The organism is Variovorax sp. 01N425 (assembly GCF_056399465.1).
The window spans coordinates 34,238-50,538 of record NZ_JBFTRJ010000027.1; the positions used below are offsets into that span (position 1 = coordinate 34,238).

The 16,301-nt window shown below is 61.4% G+C and carries 15 protein-coding genes; 14 read left to right on the forward strand and 1 reads right to left on the reverse strand.

The annotated features are described in order from the left end of the window. Positions 1 to 15: 15 nt before the first annotated feature. From AC1DSC_RS30960 to AC1DSC_RS30985, 6 genes are read left to right on the forward strand one after another with little or no spacing between them, the layout of a single operon-like run. Positions 16 to 981, forward strand: coding sequence for a Bug family tripartite tricarboxylate transporter substrate binding protein (locus AC1DSC_RS30960; RefSeq protein ID WP_412512571.1), 966 nt, complete (start codon positions 16 to 18; stop codon positions 979 to 981). A gap of 23 nt (positions 982 to 1,004) precedes the next feature. Then, entirely contained in the window at positions 1,005 to 2,732 is a 1,728-nt protein-coding gene (locus AC1DSC_RS30965; protein ID WP_412512572.1) for an FAD-dependent oxidoreductase, read from the forward strand. Continuing rightward, positions 2,729 to 3,691, forward strand: a complete 963-nt coding sequence (locus AC1DSC_RS30970; protein ID WP_412512573.1) for a Bug family tripartite tricarboxylate transporter substrate binding protein — start codon at positions 2,729 to 2,731, stop codon at positions 3,689 to 3,691. Before AC1DSC_RS30965 ends, AC1DSC_RS30970 begins: the two co-directional genes overlap by 4 nt. Before the next feature lie 12 nt (positions 3,692 to 3,703). After that, on the forward strand, positions 3,704 to 4,552 hold the full coding sequence (locus AC1DSC_RS30975) for an intradiol ring-cleavage dioxygenase (RefSeq protein WP_412512574.1): 849 nt from the start codon (positions 3,704 to 3,706) through the stop codon (positions 4,550 to 4,552). 37 nt (positions 4,553 to 4,589) lie between these two features. Next, a complete protein-coding gene (locus tag AC1DSC_RS30980) occupies positions 4,590 to 4,934 on the forward strand; it encodes a Dabb family protein (RefSeq protein ID WP_412512575.1) in 345 nt (114 codons plus the stop codon). Beyond that, complete coding sequence (locus AC1DSC_RS30985) at positions 4,931 to 6,007, forward strand: maleylacetate reductase (protein WP_412512576.1); 1,077 nt, start codon at positions 4,931 to 4,933, stop codon at positions 6,005 to 6,007. The genes AC1DSC_RS30980 and AC1DSC_RS30985 overlap by 4 nt, the downstream gene beginning before the upstream one ends. Positions 6,008 to 6,232: 225 nt before the next feature. Here AC1DSC_RS30985 and AC1DSC_RS30990 read toward each other — a convergent pair whose 3' ends face one another. Beyond that, positions 6,233 to 6,877 carry a TetR/AcrR family transcriptional regulator gene (locus AC1DSC_RS30990; RefSeq protein ID WP_369664551.1) on the reverse strand — a complete coding sequence of 215 codons (645 nt, stop codon included), beginning with the start codon at positions 6,875 to 6,877 and terminating at the stop codon, positions 6,233 to 6,235. A 955-nt stretch (positions 6,878 to 7,832) separates the two neighbouring features. On the opposite strand from AC1DSC_RS30990, the gene AC1DSC_RS30995 reads away from it, so the two are divergent. From AC1DSC_RS30995 to AC1DSC_RS31030, 8 genes are all read left to right on the forward strand, one after another. Further along, positions 7,833 to 9,104, forward strand: coding sequence for a branched-chain amino acid ABC transporter substrate-binding protein (locus AC1DSC_RS30995; RefSeq protein ID WP_412512577.1), 1,272 nt, complete (start codon positions 7,833 to 7,835; stop codon positions 9,102 to 9,104). 64 nt (positions 9,105 to 9,168) lie between these two features. Continuing rightward, positions 9,169 to 9,960: an SDR family oxidoreductase gene (locus AC1DSC_RS31000; RefSeq protein ID WP_412512578.1), complete on the forward strand. Its 792-nt coding sequence runs from the start codon at positions 9,169 to 9,171 to the stop codon at positions 9,958 to 9,960. Positions 9,961 to 10,001: 41 nt separating this feature from the next. Then, positions 10,002 to 11,201, forward strand: a complete 1,200-nt coding sequence (locus AC1DSC_RS31005; protein ID WP_412512579.1) for an acyl-CoA dehydrogenase family protein — start codon at positions 10,002 to 10,004, stop codon at positions 11,199 to 11,201. 8 nt (positions 11,202 to 11,209) lie between these two features. Then, entirely contained in the window at positions 11,210 to 12,148 is a 939-nt protein-coding gene (locus AC1DSC_RS31010) for an NAD(P)H-dependent flavin oxidoreductase (RefSeq protein WP_436301148.1), read from the forward strand. Then, positions 12,148 to 12,723: an NADPH-dependent FMN reductase gene (locus tag AC1DSC_RS31015; RefSeq protein WP_478131996.1), complete on the forward strand. Its 576-nt coding sequence runs from the start codon at positions 12,148 to 12,150 to the stop codon at positions 12,721 to 12,723. Before AC1DSC_RS31010 ends, AC1DSC_RS31015 begins: the two co-directional genes overlap by 1 nt. Positions 12,724 to 12,748: 25 nt before the next feature. After that, entirely contained in the window at positions 12,749 to 13,795 is a 1,047-nt protein-coding gene (locus tag AC1DSC_RS31020; protein WP_412512582.1) for an NADP-dependent oxidoreductase, read from the forward strand. Positions 13,796 to 13,806: 11 nt separating this feature from the next. Beyond that, positions 13,807 to 15,444, forward strand: a complete 1,638-nt coding sequence (locus AC1DSC_RS31025; RefSeq protein WP_412512583.1) for an AMP-binding protein — start codon at positions 13,807 to 13,809, stop codon at positions 15,442 to 15,444. 2 nt (positions 15,445 to 15,446) lie between these two features. Next, positions 15,447 to 16,301: NAD(P) transhydrogenase subunit alpha (locus tag AC1DSC_RS31030; RefSeq protein WP_478131997.1), on the forward strand; the 855-nt coding region annotated here is incomplete at its 3' end.

The following is a 16,301-nucleotide window of genomic DNA, read 5'->3' on the forward strand; positions in this document are numbered from 1 at the left end:
CGCAGGAGACAGCCCATGAAATCCCTGCTTGCAACCGCGGCGCTGGCGCTCGGCTTCGGCCCGTGCGGCGTTGCCCACGCCCAGGACTGGCCCAGGCAGCCGATCAAGATCGTCGCCAACTTCGCGCCCGGCGGCGCGGCCGACCAATTGGCCCGCGTGATCAGCGCACCGCTGCACGAAGCCCTGGGCCAGCCGGTGCTCGTGGAAAACAGGGGCGGTGCCGGCGGCAACCTCGGCGGCGATTTCGTCGCCAAGTCGCCGTCCGATGGTTATACGTTTCTGATGAGTTCCGGCGGCATGGTGTCGATCAATCCGCATATCTACGCAAAAATGCCCTTCGATCCGGCGAAGGATCTGGTCCCGGTCGCATCCGTCGCTCGCGTGCCGTTCTACCTGGTGGTCCGCGCCGACAGCCCAGTCAAGGACTTCAAGGGCCTGGTCGCCGACCTGAAGGCGAACCCCGGCAAGCGCTCGTTCGGATCGCCCGGCAACGGGAGCTCGCCTCACCTCGCGGCGGAGATGATGACCGGCCAGACAGGCACCACAGCCATCCACGTGCCCTACCGCGGCGCGGCGCCCGCGCTGACGGACTTGCTGGGCGGCCAGATCGACTTCCTGTTCGATCCCGGCATCAGCATCCAGCACGTCAAGACCGGCAAGCTGCGCATGCTGGCGGTGGCAAGCCTCAAGCGCGCGCCGCAGATGCCCGAGGTACCGACGCTCGATGAACTCGGGCTCAAGGGCCTCGACGCCGATGCGGTGTTCGGCCTCTACGCGCCTGCCGGCACGCGGCCGGCGGTGATCCAGCGGATCAATGCCGAAGTCAACCGCGCGCTGGCATTGCCGGCCGTCAGGACAACCATCGAAACCCTCGGCAACGTGCCGGAGCCGCTCACGCCTGCAGCCTTCGGCGACAAGGGCGCGGCCGACTTCAAGCGGCTGGGCGCCGTGATCCGGGAACGCGGCATTCGCGCCGACTGATGCATGAAGAAGAAAGACAGCCGATGACCGCCACGCTCCGGCCCGATGCCGGCCGCCCTCCCCTCATCGCCACGGACGTGCTGATCGCCGGCGGCGGTCCTTGCGGCCTGATGCTCGCCAACGAGCTCGGCCGCCGCGGCATCCGCTGCCTGCTGGTCGACGCCAAGCCGGGCACGGCCTTCAACCCGCAGGCCAATGCGACGCAGGCCCGCACGATGGAGTACTTCCGCCGGCTCGGCTTCGCGCACGAGATCCGCGCGCTGGGCCTGCCCGCTGACCACCCGACGGACATTGCGTACTTCACGCGCTTCGCCGGCCATGAACTGGCGCGCATCAGCCTGCCCACCGCGGCCGAGGCTGCTGTCAAGGTCAAGACGATGAGCGGGTCCTGGAGCGCCGCCGAGCTGCCGCATCGCGTGTCGCAGAAATTCGTCGAGCAAGCGCTGCGCCGCCATGCGCAGGCCTGGCCTTCCGTCGATGTGCGCTATGGCTGGCGGCTGGAGCGCTTCAGCGACGACGGGGGATCGGTGAGCGCCACGGTGCGGCCGAGCGAAGGAGGTCCGGCGCAGGACGTGGCCGCGAAGTTCCTGATCGGTGCCGATGGCGCGCGCAGTCTGGTCCGGCAACAGCTGGGCATCGAGTGGGGCGGCGTGAGCGGCATCCAGCGCGAGTTCATGGGCGGCAAGATGTTTGCCATCTACCTGCGCGCGCCCCGGTTCCTCGACGTGCTGCGCCACCCCAAGGCCTGGATGTACGTGGCCGTCAACCACGAAAGGCGTGCCTTCATGGCCTCGGTGGATGGCGTGTCCGAATACGCCTTCCATGCGGCGCTGCGCCCCGGCGAAGATGCCGACGGCTGGACCGAGGCCGATGCGCGCCGCGTCTTTGCCGAGGCAGTGGGCGTCGACGTGCCGATCGAGATCCTCTCGATGGGCACCTGGCTCGCCGGGCACGCGCTGGTGGCGCAGCGCTTCCAGCGGGGCCGGGTCTTCATCGCGGGGGATGCGGCCCATCTGTTCACGCCCACCGGCGGACTGGGCTACAACACGGCCGTCGAGGACGCGGTCAACCTGGGCTGGAAGCTCGCGAGCGTGATCCGCGGCCAGGCACCGCTGGCGCTGCTCGACAGCTACGAGACCGAGCGCAGGCCCCTGGCCGAGCGCAACACCGGCTACGCGCGTAAGTTCGCCGACTCTGTGGGGCTCTTCGCGGCAAAACCCGAACTGGAAGAAGCCTCCCAGCGGGGCGATGCCGAGCGGAAACTTGCCGGGCTGCACTTCGATGCGCATGCCCGGCTCGAATTCAATATCCCGGGCGTGACCTTCGGTGGCCGGTACGACGGCTCGCCGATCATCGTTGGCGACGGCGCCGTGCTGCCGCCGGACGAGCCGAATGCCTACACACCCACGGCCAGTCCGGGCGGCCGGCCGCCGCATGCGTGGCTCGACGACGGACGTTCGCTGTTCGATCTTTTCCACACCGAATGGACCCTGCTCGCGCTGGGGCCCGAAGCGCCCACGACCGAGGCCTTCGAAGCCGCGGCCCGGGATCTGGCAATGGACCTGCGCGTCGTCCGGCTGGCGCAGCCGGCCCTGCGCGAACTCTACGAAGCGCCGCTCGCGCTGATCCGCCCGGACCAGATCGTCGCATGGCGCGGTGCGGCCGCGGACGAGGCGGCACATGTGCTGTCTCGCGTCACTTCAAACCCTTCAACAAGCTCCGTCGATGCGACGAGAGGAGACCCGGCATGAAAGTCAGCACCCCGCTTCTTCGTCTCGCCGCCCTTGCGATGGCCCTGGCGGTGCCGCCTTCGGCCTTCGCACAGGCCTGGCCGACCAAGCCGGTCCGCCTGGTGGCGGCATTTCCGCCGGGCACGCCGGGCGACGTGATCGCCAGGCTGATACAGCCCGCGCTCCAGGCCGCCTGGAATCAACCAGTTGTTATCGAGAGCAAGACAGGCGCGGGAGGCAACCTGGCCGCCGGGGAAGTCGCACATGCCAGGGACGGCCACACACTGCTCGTCGGGCCCGACACGATCCTCACCATCAATCCCCATCTGTACAGGAAGCTGGGCTTCGATCTGAGGGCTTCGCTCAAGCCGGTGACCTACTTCGCGAGCTTCAACCAGACCCTGGTCTGCAACCCCGCGGCCGATGTGCCGTCCCTCGCGAAGTTCGTCCAGTTGCCCTCTACGCGGCTGTATGCCTCCGGCGGCGCCGGGACACCCAGCCACATGGCCATGGAGATGCTGCTGACGACGACCGGAACCAAGCTCACCCACGTGCCATACAAAGGTCCCGGCCCGGCAGCGCAGGACGTGATGGGAGGTCATGTGGATTGTGGCTTCATCGTCTCCTCCATCGTCTTGCCGCACGTCTTGAGCGGACGGCTGCGCGCGATCGCCGTCTCCGGCAAAGAACGTTCGGGCCTACTCCCCGAGATTCCGACGATCGCCCAGAGCGGACATCCGGGGTTCGATGCCACCTTCTTCGAGACCCTGATGGCACCGTCCGGCTTGCCGGCTGCCACGGTCGAGAAAATCCAGCGTGACGTGCGTGCCGCGCTCCTGGCGCCGGCCGTGAAGACGCGTCTGGCAGAGATGGACCTGCGTGTCGAGGGCTACAGCACGCAGGAGGCGCAACGGCGCAGCCAGGAGGACTTTGCCAAGTGGGGCACGGTCGCGCAGCGGACCCAACTGCAGCTGGACTGAAGGAGAGCCATCATGCGCAATCTGAACCATCACACCATCACCGACGCCGTGCTCGCGCGGCAGGCGCAGACGGCAGACCCGCGGCTCAAGCGCATCATGGACAGTCTCGTGCAGCACCTGCATGCCTTTGCACGCGAGGTGGAGCTGACCGAAGAGGAGTGGTTCAAGGGCATCGAGTTCCTGACCCGCTGCGGCCACATCACCGACGATAAGCGCCAGGAGTTCATCCTGCTGTCGGACGTGCTGGGCCTGTCGATGCTGACGGTGGCGCAGAACAACGACAAGCCTGCCGGCTGCACTGAGGCGACCGTCTTCGGTCCGTTCCACGTCGAAGGGGCCCCTCACTACGAACTCGGTGCGGACATCTCCAACGGTGCGCGCGGCATCCCGTGCCTTGTGCGCGGCACGGTGCGCGGCATCGGCGGCGAGCCAGTCGCCAACGCCCGCATGGACGTGTGGCAATCGGACGAAGATGGCCTGTACGACGTGCAGCATGCGGACATCGGCCATGCGCAGGCGCGCGGCATCGTGCACGCCGACAGCGAGGGGCGCTACAACTTCCGCTCGATCCTGGCCGTTCCCTATGCCATTCCGCACGATGGCCCGGTGGGCGATTTCCTGAAGGCCACCGGCCGGCATCCGTGGCGTCCCGCGCACCTGCACTTCCTGATCGAGGCCGATGGCTACGAGAAGCTGATCACGCACGTGTTCCGCAGCGACGACCGGTACCTGGATTCGGATGCCGTGTTCGGCGTGCGCCAGTCGCTGATTGCCGATTGGAGGCCGCAGGCCGATGGCTCCTATCTTGTCGAGTACGACTTCGTACTGAACCCCACCAAGCAAGACATCGCGGATGCCTGAGCGTCCTTCTTCAACCGCAATCTGCAAAGGACGCACAATGATCCGGCACATCGTCATGTGGGACGTGCATGGCGGCACGGCCGAGGAGAAGCAACGAAACGTCGAACACCTCCAAAGGTGCTTCCATGGTCTGCGCGGCTGCATTCCTGGCTTGCTCCACTTGGAGGTCGGTGTGGATGCCAGCCAGATCGACTATGCCTGCGACGTCGTGTTGTACAGCGAGTTCGAATCATGGGAAGCATTGGCCGCGTATGCGGTACATCCCGAACATCTGCGGGTACGCGACGAACTCGCTGGCGTCCGCATTGCACGACATCAGGTGGACTACGAAGTCCGGGCCGGCAGGGTCAGGGCTGAGCACGGCACAGCGGGGATCGCATGAGGGATTTCGTCTACAACGGCCAGCCGTCGCGGGTGGTGTTCGGCGCCGGGAGCTTGGCGCATCTCGAACGCGAGATCGAGATTCTCGGGGCACGCCGCGCGCTGGTGCTGTGCACGCCCGAGCAGCAGGGTCAGGCGCAGATGGTTGCCGAGCGACTTGGCGGTCGCGCCGCGGGCATTTTTGCGCGCGCGGTCATGCATGTGCCCATTGAGACCGCGCGTGAGGCCCGAGACGAGGCGCGCCGGCTGGGCGCCGACTGCGCCGTTGCCATCGGAGGCGGCTCGACCACTGGCCTGGGCAAGGCAATTGCTCTGGAATCCGGCCTGCCGATCCTTGCAATTCCCACGACCTACGCAGGGAGCGAGATGACGACCATCTACGGCATCACCGAAGGTGGCTTGAAGAAGACCGGCAAGGACGCGCGTGTGCTGCCCCGCACCGTGATCTACGACCCGGAATTGACGCTGATGCTGCCCGTGGCCATGAGCGTCACGAGCGGCATGAATGCGATTGCGCACGCGGCCGAAGGCCTGTACGCGCGCGACGGCAACCCGGTGATGAGCCTGATGGCCGAGGAAGGCGTTCGCGCGCTGGCCAGGGCGCTGCCGGCCATTCGCCGGCGCAGCAACGACATCGATGCCCGCGCAGACGCGCTGTACGGTGCATGGCTGTGCGGTACGGTCCTTGGCAGCGTGGGCATGGCGCTGCACCACAAGCTGTGCCACACCCTGGGCGGCAGCTTCAACCTGCCTCATGCCGAGGTGCACACGGTGGTGCTGCCTCAGGCCATCGCTTTCAACTCACCGGCAGTGCCTGAAGCCATGTCCCGCATCGAGCGCGCACTCGGGTCGGCAGCGCCGCGCAGCGCCGCGGCCGGCCTTTTCGACCTGGCACGGGACAACGGAGCGCCGGTGGCGCTGCGGGACCTCGGCATGAAGGAGGCTGACCTCGACCGCGCTGCGGATCTGGTCGTGAACAACCCCTACTGGAACCCACGAGAGGTCGGCGTAGCTCAGCGACGCGGAGTCAGGGAACTCCTGCAAAGGGCCTTTGAAGGCACCCCGCCTGAGTAAGCCGACTATCGTGGTCGAGGTCAATTGACTCGCCACACCGGCTACGACCGTTGAGGAAAACGGTCTCGACTAACCGGAACAGGTCACCATCGGAGACTTGACTGTTTTTTCGTCCGTGGCGGGGGAAGTTAGGAGAATCCGAAGAAGCGGCACCGAAGAGCCGCACCCAAGAGGGTGCATGCCTCTGCAAGGCACTACTTTATTGGCAGCTGACGATCTCGCAAATTAAGAAATGTCGCTGGAGCGATCAGCCGATTTTTCATTGGCGATGGCGCGAACAAGCCGAAGCAATGAGGGCTGCAGGATACGTGCCTCGAAATCGCGGCGCGGTATCGCGAGCTGCGCCATGATAAGTCCGTTAACGCAATTCAACACAAACGCATAGTCCAGATCTGGATCACTGGACCCCAGTTTCAGAAAGCTGTCCCGCATCAGACGGGCATGTATCTTTCCCCATTTCACCAGTACGCTACCTAACTCTAAGTCGCGCGATCCCGCGAGCGTAAGTTCGGTGATCGCCATGCCCATCGCATGATCATTGACCATGTACTTGATGTTGTGTTCCGCAAGGACGGTGGCGAAACGATCGGCGTCATCCGCGCACTTCGCAAGTTTAGGTGTGACGAGGGTAATGTTGTTTGCAATTCGACGGCAAACATCTTCGGCGAGTGCGCACATCAGGGCGCTTCGGGAGCCGAAGTAATAGTTGATCGCGCCATGGCTTGCATTGGCTTCGACTGAAACCGCTCGCAAAGTTACAGCATGATGGCCGTCGCGAACCAGTACGCGAAGCGCCGCTGCGATCAAGTCTTTGTGACGCTGACTTCCACGCGCGCTTAGTGGCAAATCGGGTTCAGCAAAGGCGCTCACGGAAGGCTCTTGAAAGTCGTCTGGATCCTCAGCTTAGCAGAAGAGGACTTTCGATCATCGGGCCTCTGGTGGTAGAACCGCGGACAAATCTGGCATGTACTCGAGCTTCTCGCCCATGTCTTCGGATGTGCTTGAGTCCGCATCAGCATCTCGCTCCCGGCTTGCGTAAGCTGGGCTCGCCTGAGTACGACTTCGTGCCGCGCTCGGTGGTCTGGACTGGCAGTCATGCGCCAGCCGCGCAGTTCGGCCTCGCCGAAGCCCCTGAGTTGCTCGTCGCTGAGAGCATGGGCGTCAGTTTCCGACTCTGCGGCACGCAGCCGATGGGCAAACGTCCCGTTTGCTGCTTGACCACTTGCCCGGGAACGCCAGGTCGATGTGCCCCTTTCTCCATCGCCCAAGCGCCGGCGTAGTGCCCGAGCACAAATGCATTTAGGTGTTCACGCGACGGGTCATCTGCGTCGCAGGGCGGCGGAAGCAGCCTTGACTCTGCTGCCGCCTGCATAGCGAGACCGTCTCGCCCAAGGACCATGCGATTGGCTTGCCGGTTACCGTAGAGGTCAGGCGCGGTGAAGCCCTCGCCGTCACAGTGGCAGCGTGCAGTTCCGCCTCGCGAGCCACACAGCACCAAAGATCAACGCTGCACGATGAGATGGAGAGCACGCACGGCTCCCACGAGTCTTGCGCGCTGCTGAGGCCACGGCCCTCCGCACCCCGCGCACTAGGCCGTCGCGTCGGCCCTCGAGCCACCGCGATTCCGGCTACTGAAACTTCGGGATTCGCACCCTCGGCCAGACCTTTTGGGCTCGAGGGCCGGATCAGGGCACCGAGTTGTGGATCAGGTGGAGCCCTGCCTTGATCACCTGCGCGACTGTTCTCGGGTAAGTACTAGTTCCGCCCGCCCCGTCGGCGGCTAGATTAGCCGGACCGAAACTTATCCACTTGGAGTACTTTTCAGATGACACCAACAACCTTCACGCGGAGGCACTTTGCCCGCATCGCGACCTGGGCAGTGGCTGGGTTGGGTGTTTCGGGACAAGCACTCGCGCAAAACCAGAAGCCGGTGCTGAAGGGCCAAGTGGTGAAGATCGCAGTGATCGAACCCTTGTCGGGGCTGATGGGTTCCGTAGGCACAAGCCTGCTGAAGTCCTATCAGTACTTGGCGGAACAATTCAGCGCCTCCAATCCAGCCGGCGTGAAATTCGAGATCGTCGGCTTCGATAACAAATTGAGTCCAACCGAAACCCTCGGCGCGCTGAAGAGTGCGATGGATCAGGATATTCGTTTCATTGCGCAAGGCACCGGCTCGGCGCCGGCGCTGGCGCTGATCAGCGCGATCGAAAAGCACAATCAACGCAATCCAGGGAAAGAAGTCCTTTACCTGAATCATGCCGCGACCGACCCGGAATTGACTGGCAACAACTGCAGCTATTGGCACTTTCGCTTCGAGGCCGACACCGCAATGAAAATGGAGGCGTTGACAAGCTTCATTAAAGACCGGCCATCGGTCAAGAAGGTCTACCTGATCAACCAGAATTATTCCTCCGGCATCCAGATCGCAGAGGCCGCCAAGGCCGGTTTGCGGGCGAAGCGGCCTGACGTCGAAATCGTTGGAGATGACCGCCATCCACTCGCGCAAATACGTGATTTTTCACCCTACATGACAAAAGTTCGCGCTTCCGGGGCGGACACGATCATTACAGGAAGCTGGGGAACAGACCTTTCACTGCTGATCAAGGCCGCAGAAGAAAGTGGCTGGAAAGGCACTTTCTATACCTACTATGCCGTCGTCGCAGGCACCCCAACCGCGCTCCGCCAAGTTGATGACAACCGCGTGTTTCAGGTGGCCTACAGCCACTACAACATGGGCGGTCAAATGAACGTCTGGATGAAAGAATTCCAGAAGCGATTCAACGAAGATTTTTATACACATGGTGTCGCCCTGGTCTTCGAATTGTTGAGCAAATCAATTCAACAGGGGCAATCCACAGACGTAATTCGCGTAGCGGAGCAAATGGAGGGAGCCAAATTCAAAGGCTTCAATGGCATGGTTGAAATGAGAAAATCGGACCACCAGCTCCAGCAGCCTTTGTTCGTCACTGTCTGGACCAGCGTAAGTGCTCAAGTTCCTTACAGTGCTGAAGGCACGGGTAAGACATTTGCTCCTGTTCGGGAGTTCACCGCCGAAGAAGTTTCCAGACCCTCCACATGTCGGATGTCTCGCCCCTGAGCGAGGACGGACTTCGTTAGGCCAAAAAAATTTGGCCACAACTTCTCCACTCGGAGTAAAAATCATGAATCATTATTCCAACACGCTCTTCGATCTTGAAGGATCCACCGCTCTCATTACCGGTGGGTCACGAGGCATCGGGCTCCAAATTGCAGAGGCGCTCGGTAGTGCGGGTGCGCGGCTCATGCTGACCGCAAGAAAGGAGGCCGAACTCGAGGCCGCCGCCGCCCATTTGAAAAGCCTCGGGATCGACGCTTCATGGATTGCGGCCGACTCGAGCGACCCCTCCGAAGTTCAACGCGTTTGCAGCAAAACTTTCGACTCGTTCGGCCACTTGGACATTTTGATCAACAACGCGGGAACCTCTTGGGGTGCCTCGGCTGAGACCCACACGCTTCAAGCATGGGACCGCGTTATGAACCTGAATATCAGGAGCCTTTTTCTTTTTAGCCAACAAGCTGCCGTGGGAAGCATGATCCCGCGCCAGCGGGGTCGCATCATCAATATCGCATCAATTGCCGGGCTCGGCGGGAATCCAGCGCCAATGGAATGCGTCGCCTACAACACCAGCAAAGGAGCGGTTATCACCTTTACCCGTGCACTTGCTGCCGAATGGGGGAAGCATGGGATCAATGTAAATGCGATCTCTCCTGGGCTGTTCCCAAGCAAGATGGCAGATGGGGTGATCGCGGCATTCGGCGAAGAAAGAATTATCAGCACCACGCCTCTTGGAAGGCTGGGCGATCCGGACGACCTCAAAGGCGCTGCGCTGTTGCTGGCCTCTGCAGCCGGAAAACACATGACCGGTCACGCAATTGTTGTCGATGGCGGCACAAGTGCGGTGATCGGCGCTTGAATGCACAAATGCCAATTCGCCAATAAACGAAAGCTTACCCCATGACGTTTGACTACGAACCATCAGAGTTGACGCAGCGTGATGAACTGCTTTATGCATGCCAAGAGTTGAGCCCAATCTTGCAAGCGGCCAACGACACAGTAGAAAAAGAACGACATCTGTCAAATGAACTTGCCGAAAAACTGGCTCAGGCCGGCCTCTATCGGATGTTCATTCCACGTGCATTCGGCGGTTTGGAGGCGGATGTTCATACATTCGTGGCTGTCGTAGAAAAGCTGGCGCAAGCCAATTCTGCGGCGGCATGGTGCACGTTTATCTCGAATACATCGACAATCATCGGGGGCTATCTTCCCGGTCCCGAGGCAAAAATACTATTTGAGAATCCGAACATCAAAATGGCCGGAGTATTCGCGCCGCGCGGGACTGCGGTCCGCACCGTGGTCGATGGAGTACCAGGCTTCCTGGTGAATGGGAGTTGGATGTGGGGCTCAGCTTCGTACAACGCTGATTTCATTACCGGCGGATGCGTGATTTTGGGTGAGGACGGAAAACCCGAAAAGCTCGCGGACGGGACAATGGAAAATCGTTCCATGGTCTTTAGGGCGGAGCAAGTGTCGATAGCCGACACTTGGCACACCCTCGGCCTGCGCGGAACAGGTAGCAATGAATACAGCGTCAAAGATGCATTCGTCCCTGCCGGCCTGTCCGCATCGATACTTACCGACGTACCAATCCCCGGTGCATTGTTCAAGTTTCCGGTGTTTTGCATTCTGGGCGTGGGCATTGCGGCAGTAGCACTCGGCATCGCACGTCATGCCATCGACAGCCTGATCGAACTCGCAACAAAAAAGACGCCTCAAGGCAGTGCCCGTCTTTTGGCCGATCGCGCCTCAACTCAGCAGCATGTCGCAAGGGCGGAAGCCCAGCTTCGCTCCGCTCGCGCCTTCTTGATTGACGCGGTGGACCGGGCATGGTCGGCGTCCACCGACTCGGGCGAGATTTCTGTGGCGCTACGCCGAGATCTTCGACTGGCGACGACCCACGCAAGCGAACAGGCAGTCGAAGTCGTCACTCGGGTGTACTCCTGTGCGGGTGGCAGTTCGATCTTTGACGACTCTCAACTTCAGCGCTGCCTGCGCGATGTCTTGACTGCGTCCCAGCACATGATGGTCAGCGAGTCCACGTACGAGCTCACGGGCCGGCTGTATCTCGGCCTTCCGACGAACGCCGCAATGCTCTGAGGACGCAAATGACAATGCCTGAAGACTGGCTCAGCCGGTTGAAACTGCCGCTCCTGATCGCGCCGATGTTTCTGGTGTCGACCGTCGAGTTGGTAGTGGCTGCATGCCGCAAAGGTGCCATTGGGACCGTTCCCGCGGCGAATGCCAGGACTGTTGAAGTCCTGGACGAGTGGTTTGATCGGATTTCAACCCAGCTCGGATCGGCCGATGCGCCGTGGGGCGTGAACCTGCTGGTGCATAAAAGCTATCAACGGCTCAACCAAGACCTCGAGGTAGTGGCGCGCTATCGGCCACCACTGATCATTACGGCCCTCGGAAGTCCGAAAGAGGTCATCGAATGCGTGCATTCGTATGGCGGACGGGTGTTTGCTGATGTGAACTCGGTGCAACATGCCAGGAAGGCCGTATCGCTTGGAGTCGACGGGCTTGTCCTGGTCGCTGCTGGCGCAGGGGGGCATACCGGGATGATGAGCGCCTTTGCAATGGTTCCCGCCATTCGAGAGTTTTTCGGCGGGACGATAGTCTTGGGTGGGGGAATCATCAATGGGTCGGGCATTCGAGCCGCGGAAACGCTGGGCGCCGACCTTGCCTCGATGGGTACGGCATTCATCGCCTGCCCGGAGTCGATGGCCAGCGACGCATACCGTCAAATGCTGCTGGATTCGGACATCGACGATCTGATCTTGACCAGAGCCGTTTCCGGAGTGCCGGCGTATTGGCTGCGCAAAAGTCTGGCCGCAGTCGGCATCAATGCGGACGAACTCGAATCCGCAGAGCCGGTGCGCAACGGAGACATTGAGCGTTGGACGAAGGTTTGGTCAGCCGGCCATGGTGTGGGATCGCTCAATGCGATTGAGCCAACCGCCGCTTTGATGGACCGACTAACCCGCGAGTACTGGTCCGCCGTTGCAAGCGGATCTCGACTGCAGCATTTCGAGGCCGCATGATGACTAACTCCTCGCCACGCATCCTCGGCATCGGGGGTGGGACAAGACCCGGTTCAAGTGCCGAGCGCTACCTGCAGCTTGCGCTCAGCGCCGCTGAAAAGGCAGGGGCAACCACCAGCTTCCTCGGTGCCAGTTCGCTTCGTTTGCCGCTCTATGAACCTAGCGCCGCGGCAGACGTTGCCGCACAGCAGCTTGTTAAAGAGCTGCGCAGGGCCGACGGAATCATCATCGCTTCGCCCGGATATCACGGCACCGTGTCCGGGTTCATGAAGAACGCGCTTGACTATGCCGAGGAAACCAGAAGCGACAAGCGCCCCTATTTCAGCGAACGAGCGGTCGGGTGCATGGCCGTAGCTGGTGGATGGCAGGCGGCGGTTGGAACGATGGCGTCCTTGAGGGAGATCGTGCATGCGCTGAGAGGATGGCCTACCCCGATGGGCGTCGCCATCAACATCGCTGAAGCTCCGCTCGATTCCGAGGGCATCTGCCAATCGATCTCCGTAGTACAGCAAATTCAACTGATGGCAAGCCAGGTTGTTGAATTCGCGAATCTTTCGACCAGCCGACAACTTTAAACAATCCGAACTCTGGAGATATCCCATGACCAACTTTTCGCAACTATCCAATAACCAATTCATTCTCCGGCAACGGCCCAGTGGGCTGCCAAAAGAAAGCGACTGGCAGCAGGTAAAAACGGCCGTAAAGGCACCGGAAAAAGGAAAGGTACTCGTGGCGGTCACCTTCATTTCCGTGGATCCTGCCATGCGGTCGTGGATGAATGAAGGTAAGTCCTACATGGAGGCAATCGCCATCGGCGATGTCATGCGGGCCGCCGGGGCCGGTCTGGTCTTGCAGTCCGACGATGCGAGATTCAGCGTCGGTGACGCTGTACTGGGAGCTTTTGGTGTCCAGGAGTTCGCGACCATGGACCCCGATGATCTGACGAAGATTGATATCTCCAACGTGCCAGCAACGGCTTATATGGGCGCCCTTGGCACTCCGGGTTTTACGGCGTACTTCGGTCTTCTGGAAATAGGGAAGGTCAGGTTCGGCGAAACGGTCCTGGTGTCCGGCGCCGCAGGTGCCGTGGGCTCGGTTGTTGGGCAAATCGCCAAGATCAAAGGGTGTCGCGTCGTGGGTATTGCGGGGGGCGCAGAAAAATGCGCTCACCTCGTCAACAACCTGGGGTTTGATGCTGCGGTCGACTACAAGCAGCCCGACGCACGTGCTCAGTTGTCAAAAGCATGCCCGGAAGGTGTCGACGTTTACTTCGACAATGTGGGCGGCGAAGTACTCGATCTGGCTCTTGGTCGCATTCGCCGCGGTGCGCGTATTGTGGTTTGTGGGGCTGTCTCGCAATACAACAACGTGGCCCGTGGCAGCGGACCCAAAAACTACATGTCTCTGCTTATGAACAGGGCCAGGATGGAAGGGTTTGTCATTTTCGACTATGAAAAGCGTTATCCCGAGGCACTGCATGCGTTGCGCGGTTGGCTGGCCGCCGGCTGGATCAAGTCTTATGAAGACGTGCTCGAGGGGATCGAGACTTTCCCCACCGCCCTGCAGCGCATGTTTGAGGGTGGAAACACCGGAAAGATGCTCATCAAGCTCCCGGCAACCGCTGGCCTTGCTGCAACTGCGAAGTAGCGGGGGCGATCATGAACAATCGCCCGTGGCTGCCATGGTATCCGCCTCATGTTCCGCACACCATCGAGCCCTTGAAGGAGTACCAGACCCTTGCCGATTTCTTCACTGGCTTGTTTTATCAGTTCAGCGATCGCATTGCCATTCGTCACGAGAGTAGTGAACTCAGCTATTCAAATCTGGATTCATTGAGCCTGGGAATCGCAGCGTATCTGCAGACGCTGGGACTCGAAGCGGGCACAAAAGTAGCGGTCGCTCTTCCCAATTCCCCTCAGTACGTGATAGCGGCAATCGGTGTGATTCGAGCGGGGATGGTACTGGTCAACGTCAATCCCGCCTACACCGCTCGGGAGTTCCTGCTGCAAGTCTCGGACGCTCAAGCCGAGGCGGCCATACTGCTCGAGAGCCAGTTCGATGCAGTGAAGGACGGCCTCCCCCAGACCCAGGTTGACCACTTGATTCTGTGCAATCTGCGCGTTACCTTGGAACCCACACGAGAAAGCCTTCGCGCAGACCGTGCCGGCGCCAACTCAGTCGTCGATATGCCTCAAGCGCTCTCGCTTGGGATGTCCGCGACCTACTCAACGCCCAAGCTGGTTAAGCATGACATCGTGGTTCTGCAATACACCGGCGGGACCACCGGAGTTTCCAAAGGAGCAATGCTCTCACATGAAGGCCTACTGGCCAACACAGCTCAGAACTCCGCCTGGTTCCAGCCCGCATTGGCGGACATACCAGTCCCCGTGTTCGCATGCGCATTGCCGCTATATCACATCGTTTCCTTCATAACACTTCTGGCGAGCATCAAACTGGGCGGAACCATGCTCCTGATTACCGATCCTCGTGATTCGGCAAAGATGCTGGCGAAACTGCGTGAAGCCCCCTTTCACATGCTGCCCGGCATCAACACGCTGTTCAGCAACTTGATGAATGATCCCGAGTTCGACACAGTCGATTGGCAACATCTCAAGGTGACAACGGCTGGCGGAATGGCCACGCAACGTCCCATCGCCGCCCGGTGGCTCGAAAGAACGGGTTGTGCCATCAGCGAGGGATACGGGCTTTCCGAGACATCCGGAACGGTGAGTTGCAACCCGCCTCACGGCAATATTCGCCAAGGGACCGTCGGCCCGCCAGCACCGTCAACGGAAGTGTTGATCCTTGACGAGAAATTTGAAGCCCTCCCATTGGGAAAGATTGGACAAATTGCGGTTCGTGGCCCGCAGTTGTTCAAGGGCTATTGGCAGCGCGACGAGGAAACTGCCCGTTTCATGACAAAGGATGGTTTTTTCCTTACCGGCGATCTCGGCTGCATTGATGAACAAGGCTATCTGTGCATTTCCGGCCGGGAGAAAGAAATGATGCTGGTGAGCGGTTTCAACGTTTATCCCAGCGAGATTGAGGCTGTGGCCATCGAAATGGACCAGGTGCTTGAGTGCGCGGCTGTTGGCGTTCCTGATGAGCTCACTGGAGAAGCCGTAAAACTGGTTGTGGTGCCTCGAAGCGACGCGTTGACCGAAGAATCGATAAGACAACACATGAAGGCAAACCTCACCGCGTATAAGCGCCCGAAGATCATCGAGTTTCGGGAAAAGCTCCCCCGGTCAGCAGTTGGGAAATTGCTGCGCGCTTCGCTGGGTGCCCCGCTGTGACTTTGAAGATAGGCGTGCCCGCCGAGACAATGGCCGGCGAAACCCGCGTGGCCGTAACGCCCGAGACGGTGAAGAAACTGGCCGCTTCCGGGCACACCGTGCGCGTGCAGTCCGGGGCCGGCATTGCAGCCAGCGTCACCGATGCCGCCTACGAGGCCGCCGGTGCCGAGATCGTCAACATGAACGCCGCCTTCGCGGCCGACATGGTGCTCAAGGTGCGCACCCCCAGCGATGCCGAGACCGCGCTCATGAAGCCGGGCACCGTGGTCATCGGCATGCTCAACCCCTTCGATGCGGCCGGCCTGCAGCGCCTGGCCACGGCCGGCCTCACGGCCTTCGCGCTCGAAGCCGCGCCGCGCACCACCCGCGCCCAGAGCATGGACGTGCTCTCCTCGCAGGCCAACATCGCGGGCTACAAGGCCGTGATCATGGCGGCCGACAAGTACCAGCGCTTCTTTCCCATGCTCATGACCGCCGCCGGCACCGTGAAGGCCGCGCGCGTGGTCATCCTGGGCGTGGGCGTGGCCGGCCTGCAGGCCATTGCCACCGCCAAGCGCCTGGGGGCGGTGATCGAGGCCTCCGACGTGCGTCCGAGCGTCAAGGAGCAGATCGAGTCGCTCGGCGGCAAGTTCATCGAGGTGTCCTACGACACCGACGAAGAAAAGGAAGCCGCGGTCGGCGTTGGCGGCTACGCCCGGCCCATGCCCGCGAGCTGGCTCGCGCGCCAGCAGGTCGAGGTGGCCAAGCGCGTGGCGCTGGCCGACATCGTCATCAGCACCGCGCTCATTCCCGGACGCGCCGCGCCCACGCTCATCACCGAGGACATGGTCAAGGCCATGAAGCCCGGCTCGGTGATC

Bases quoted from the DNA above. Each gene is read 5' to 3' on its own strand.
- AC1DSC_RS30960 (WP_412512571.1), top strand. From the start codon at position 16: ATGAAATCCCTGCTTGCAACCGCGGCGCTGGCGCTCGGCTTCGGCCCG.
- AC1DSC_RS30965 (WP_412512572.1), top strand. From the start codon at position 1,005: ATGACCGCCACGCTCCGGCCCGATGCCGGCCGCCCTCCCCTCATCGCC.
- AC1DSC_RS30970 (WP_412512573.1), top strand. From the start codon at position 2,729: ATGAAAGTCAGCACCCCGCTTCTTCGTCTCGCCGCCCTTGCGATGGCC.
- AC1DSC_RS30975 (WP_412512574.1), top strand. From the start codon at position 3,704: ATGCGCAATCTGAACCATCACACCATCACCGACGCCGTGCTCGCGCGG.
- AC1DSC_RS30980 (WP_412512575.1), top strand. From the start codon at position 4,590: ATGATCCGGCACATCGTCATGTGGGACGTGCATGGCGGCACGGCCGAG.
- AC1DSC_RS30985 (WP_412512576.1), top strand. From the start codon at position 4,931: ATGAGGGATTTCGTCTACAACGGCCAGCCGTCGCGGGTGGTGTTCGGC.
- AC1DSC_RS30995 (WP_412512577.1), top strand. From the start codon at position 7,833: ATGACACCAACAACCTTCACGCGGAGGCACTTTGCCCGCATCGCGACC.
- AC1DSC_RS31000 (WP_412512578.1), top strand. From the start codon at position 9,169: ATGAATCATTATTCCAACACGCTCTTCGATCTTGAAGGATCCACCGCT.
- AC1DSC_RS31005 (WP_412512579.1), top strand. From the start codon at position 10,002: ATGACGTTTGACTACGAACCATCAGAGTTGACGCAGCGTGATGAACTG.
- AC1DSC_RS31010 (WP_436301148.1), top strand. From the start codon at position 11,210: ATGACAATGCCTGAAGACTGGCTCAGCCGGTTGAAACTGCCGCTCCTG.
- AC1DSC_RS31015 (WP_478131996.1), top strand. From the start codon at position 12,148: ATGACTAACTCCTCGCCACGCATCCTCGGCATCGGGGGTGGGACAAGA.
- AC1DSC_RS31020 (WP_412512582.1), top strand. From the start codon at position 12,749: ATGACCAACTTTTCGCAACTATCCAATAACCAATTCATTCTCCGGCAA.
- AC1DSC_RS31025 (WP_412512583.1), top strand. From the start codon at position 13,807: ATGAACAATCGCCCGTGGCTGCCATGGTATCCGCCTCATGTTCCGCAC.